The sequence below is a fragment of the Mycobacterium sp. E2462 genome (genome assembly GCF_001672685.1).
Lineage (GTDB): Bacteria > Actinomycetota > Actinomycetes > Mycobacteriales > Mycobacteriaceae > Mycobacterium.
In genome coordinates, this window is sequence record NZ_LZKC01000244.1 from 1 (window position 1) to 4,334 (window position 4,334).

Consider the following 4,334-nt stretch of genomic DNA (forward strand, 5'->3'; position numbering starts at 1 on the left):
CGTCGAACTCGTTCACTCCGCCAGCCTGACAGACCGTTACGGCGCGCCGCCCGCGGCGTCCACCACCGTCGGACCCGACGGCCGGGAAATCCCGCCGCGGCGGCTCGATCCCACGGGAGGCGCTCCGCTCGACAAGTTGCAGCAGGTGCTGCAGGACGCCGCGGGCGGCGCGCCGTAACGGTCTGTCAGGCTGGCGGAGTGAACGAGTTCGACGGGCCGCCGTGCCCGTGCGGCAGCGGCGCCGGTTACCGCGCGTGTTGCGGCCCGTTGCACCTCGGCGAATCGCAGGCCCACTCGGCCGAGGCCTTGATGCGCTCGCGGTACTCGGCCTTCGCCTACGCCGACGCCGACTATCTGTTCCGCACCTGGCACCCTCGCACACGCCCGCCCGACGTCACCGTCGATCCCGCCATCACCTGGACCGGCTTGCAGGTCATCGACACCGTCGCGGGCAGACCCGCCGACGACACCGGCGAAGTGGAGTTCACCGCCCACTTCCGGTCGCGGGGACGCACCGGGCTCCTGCACGAGCGCAGCCGCTTCCAGCGCCGGGCGGGCCGCTGGTTCCATGTCGGCGCCGCGGAAGATCCGTGACCAATTCCGGCGTTGACACGCTCTGATCGCCCAACCCACCCCAAGCAACCCGAGGAACGAGGCACCGCCATGACCGCAGACCTGCCCGACACCGCCCTCGAACTGCGGTCGTTGGTGACCTCCGACGGCACGCTGGAAATCTCGCTGCACGACGTGCCCGTACCGACACCCGGGGCCGACGAGGTGCTGGTGCGCGTCGAGGCCTCGCCGATCAACCCCTCCGACCTCGGCTTACTCGTCGCGAGCGCGGACCTGAGCGCGGCAACGGTCAGCGGCACCGCCACGCGTCCCGTCGTCACCGCGCCCGTCGCCCAGGCCAGCCTTAAGGCACTGACCGCGCGCCTCGACAAGTCACTGCCGGTGGGCAACGAGGGGGCCGGCACCGTGGTGGCCGCGGGATCCTCCGACGCGGCCCAGGCGCTGCTCGGCAAGACGGTCGCGATCGCCGGCGGCGCGATGTACGCGCAATACCGCGCGATCGACGCCGCGGCCTGTCTCGTGCTGCCCGACGGCGCGACGGCCAGGGACGGCGCCGCCTCGTTCGTCAACCCGATGACCGCGCTCGGCATGACGGAAACCCTTCGGCGCGAAGGCCATACGGCTCTGGTCCACACCGCCGCCGCGTCCAACCTCGGCCAGATGCTGGTCAAGCTCTGCGCGCGCGACGGCATCCCACTGGTGAACATCGTCCGCAAGCCCGAGCAAGAGCAGCTACTGAGGTCGCTCGGCGCGACCCACGTGCTCAATTCGACCTCGCCGTCCTTCTCGGCCGACCTCGTCGAGGCGCTCACGGCGACATCCGCCACCCTCGCCTTCGACGCCACGGGCGGCGGAACGCTGGCCAGCCAGATCCTCAACGCCATGGAGGAGGCCGCCAGCGCGACCGCTTGGCTCGCAATCGGTTCGGGGCGTCGTCGCGCAGAGCCCGCCGCTGCTGATCCGGGTCGGTGTTGCCGGCGAAACAGGCCCGCGGCGCGCGCTCGACGATGGACAGCGCGCTCCCGTAGCGCTCGTCGGCGCGCGAGCGATCTCCGGCCGCCGCGGCCCGGTCGCCCTGGGTTTCGCGGACCAGTTCGAGGTTGACCAGCACCGGGCAGGAGCCGACATTGTCGGTGTGGGCCAGCGCCTCGGTGAAGTCGGCGTCGGCGTCGGCGAGCCGGCCGCCCAGCACGGCGGCGATCCCCGCGACAAACGGCGCCTTCGCCGGTTCCACCACGTTGGCGAGGCCGAGGATCGCCGCGTCGGCCGCGATGGCGTCACCGTCGCCGCGGGCGAACGAGTGGACCGCCGAATTCCCGGCAAGCGCAACGGAGAGGAGCTTGAGGGCGATCAGCAGCGCGACGGCGGTGCCGGGCGCCGAGTAGAGCAGCAGCAGCCGCCGCAGCCGCAACCGGGCCGGGGCGCGGGTCACGTCGCGAGGTCCCGTCGGGCGAGGCGTCCGCGACGGAACTGGCGGATGGACAGGTAGATCTCGGCGAGCAGCAGGACCGCGGCCACCAGGGCGGGCAACCAGTAGAGCTCGGTTCGGTCGACGGCCTCCGCCCTGTCCGCAGCAGCGGGCAGGGCCGGGTGGAAGGGCCGGCCGGCTTCCCGGCGCTCATAGGGGACGCCGAGTTGTGCTGCGATGCGGTGCAATTCGGGTTCGTCGATGGCGTCGCCGCTGCCGTATCCCAGCACCGCTCCCCCGGCCACCGACCCGCCGAGGAGGTTGAAGTCACCCTGCGGTTGGCGCGATCCGGGTGCGCCCGAGCCGAAATAGAGCACGACGTTGCGTGAGCCCGGATACTGCTGGGTGGCCTGAATTAACTGGTAGCGCAGCACATTGTCGGCAGCGCCGGCGTTCGCGTCTGCCCGGGCGTCCTGGGGGGCGAGCGCCGCGACGGTCGGTTGCAGGCTCCACACGTCCGCGGACAGCGGCCAGTCCAATGAGGCCCGCGACGCGAAGCCGACGAGCGCATACCGCGCCCCCGGATATTGCTTGAGTACGGCCGCGACGTCGTCGCGGATGGGTCCGATCCGCGCAGCTCCGGCGTCGCCGTCCGGGTCGGCCACTCCGGCCGATCGATCGACGACGAGGAACACGTTGAGGTCCGCCCCGGCCGCCGGCGTGGTGTCGCGGCGCGTGCGGTCATCGCGCAGCGCCGGGCGGGTGACCGCCAGGAGGAGCAGCAAGACGGTGAGGGTGACACCGGCCCAACGCAGCGCCGCGCGGGCTCGCCGCGGCCTGTGCACGTTCGCGATGAGCACCTGGCGCAGCGCCACCAGGCGCGCGAACAGCAACGCACCGGCGACGACGGCGAGGATCGGCCACGGCAGCACGGGGTCGAAGGTCATCGGCGCAACACCAAAAGGGCCACGGACAATACGGCCGCGCACAGCATCGCGATCACCAGCGGCGCCGCCGGCGCGTCGCGGTGTTCCGCGGTCACCACGGTGCCGTCCGCCAGTCGTGCCGGGGGAGCGTGCGCGCGGATGTCGTTGAGCGCTCCCGTCACCGATTTCTGCCCGGCGGCGACGTAACGACCGCCGGTCTGTCGCGCGAGGGCGACCAACGACTCGCTCGCGCCCGAGGGGGCCGTGTCGATCACGTTGAGCTGCACGCCCAGGCGCGTGGCGAGATCCCGCGCGCCGGCGTCGGTGAACAGGGTGGCCCGGGGGTCGTCGGCGGCGCGGAGTGTGGACGGGCCCAGGTAGATGACCGAGCGCCGGTGGCCGTCCCCGTTCTCGTTCGAGGGGAACCCCGAGAAGCACAGCGCCAGAACATCATTGACGGACGGCGCATAGTCCTCATACGGCACGTTGGGCGCGAATCCCGCCGCCTGGGCCCGACGGGCATCGGTGGATTCGCTGAAGCGTTCCGCCGCGTATTGGTGGTCGCGTGTCAGCGGCACCACGCGACGGTCGACCGTCGTGAGGCCGATGCGCTGGTTCGGCGGGGCGGTGGCTGCCTGCCGCGCGAAGTAGCCCAGCAGTTCGGCCGTCGCGCTGTCGGGCACGGCCTGACCGGCGCACAGCATGATGTCTTCGGGGTGGGCGGCGTCGAAGTCGGTGCCGGCCACGGTCGGGCGGGCCGCGGCCCAGGTGGCGGCAAAGTACATGACCGCCAGCACCACCAAGGTAACGGCGGTGGAAAGGGACCGCAGCCGAGCCACTTTCGCGTATTCGGGCAGCCGGGTCAACCGTGCGACGTTGGCCAGGGGGCGCAGCCGCCGCCGGGCGGCGGTCATCGGGAGCAGTGCCGCCAGGGCCACTATGGCGACGACGCCGGCGGACCCGAGGGCCGCGACCGGCCACCATTTCAGGTCCACGAGCGGATCAGCTCCTGGGCCGAGGCGCTCACGTCGGCGACGTCGACCCGCGCGTCGGCATTGAACTGCGCGTCGGCGAGCCGGCCCAGCAGCGGCGCCGCGGCGGACAGGTTTCCCTCGGCCAGGGCGTCCAGCTGTAGGTACTGCGCCGGCTCGCCGGTCGCTTGGTGGAGGAAGCTGCGCAGGGTCCGGCTGATCGCCCCGCACGCCGCGGAAGCCGTTGTCCGCCCGGCGTCGTGATCGCCGGCGATGCGCTGCACGCGGCGCGCGAAGCGGTTGCGGAGCACCCGGGCGTGCACACGTCGCGCCAGGGGCATGCGCCGCAGTCGGCGTGCGGGCAGGGTCCCCACGAAAAGCGCCGCGTACCAGGCGATGACGCCGACGATCAGCAACACGGCCCACCACAGCCACCACTGCGAGTACGGTTGCGGC

Annotated in this window: 6 protein-coding genes; 3 read left to right on the top strand and 3 right to left on the bottom strand. The window is 72.2% G+C overall.

Going from position 1 to position 4,334, the window contains the following annotated elements; genetic code table 11:
* Window positions 1-198 precede the first annotated feature (198 nt).
* The 3 genes from A5714_RS11975 (at window position 199) to A5714_RS26110 (ending at window position 1,958) form a co-directional block, all read left to right on the top strand.
* On the top strand, window positions 199-594 hold the full coding sequence (locus tag A5714_RS11975; RefSeq protein WP_068285419.1) for a YchJ family protein: 396 nt from the start codon (window positions 199-201) through the stop codon (window positions 592-594).
* A gap of 69 nt (window positions 595-663) precedes the next feature.
* Complete coding sequence (locus A5714_RS25355; RefSeq protein ID WP_231975874.1) at window positions 664-1,677, top strand: zinc-binding dehydrogenase; 1,014 nt, start codon at window positions 664-666, stop codon at window positions 1,675-1,677.
* The gene (locus A5714_RS26110) at window positions 1,674-1,958 is read left to right on the top strand and encodes a hypothetical protein (protein ID WP_156747284.1); all 285 of its coding nucleotides are present in this window, start codon (window positions 1,674-1,676) and stop codon (window positions 1,956-1,958) included. The genes A5714_RS25355 and A5714_RS26110 overlap by 4 nt, the downstream gene beginning before the upstream one ends.
* A gap of 43 nt (window positions 1,959-2,001) precedes the next feature.
* Here the strand turns inward: A5714_RS26110 and A5714_RS11985 are convergent, their stop codons facing one another.
* From A5714_RS11985 to A5714_RS26600, 3 genes are all read right to left on the bottom strand, one after another.
* A complete protein-coding gene (locus A5714_RS11985) occupies window positions 2,002-2,928 on the bottom strand; it encodes a hypothetical protein (RefSeq protein ID WP_068073753.1) in 927 nt (308 codons plus the stop codon).
* A complete protein-coding gene (locus A5714_RS11990) occupies window positions 2,925-3,902 on the bottom strand; it encodes a hypothetical protein (protein WP_068285421.1) in 978 nt (325 codons plus the stop codon). The genes A5714_RS11985 and A5714_RS11990 overlap by 4 nt, the downstream gene beginning before the upstream one ends.
* A partial coding sequence (locus tag A5714_RS26600; RefSeq protein WP_068285422.1) for a hypothetical protein occupies window positions 3,893-4,334 on the bottom strand: 442 nt, incomplete at its 5' end. The genes A5714_RS11990 and A5714_RS26600, both read right to left, overlap by 10 nt.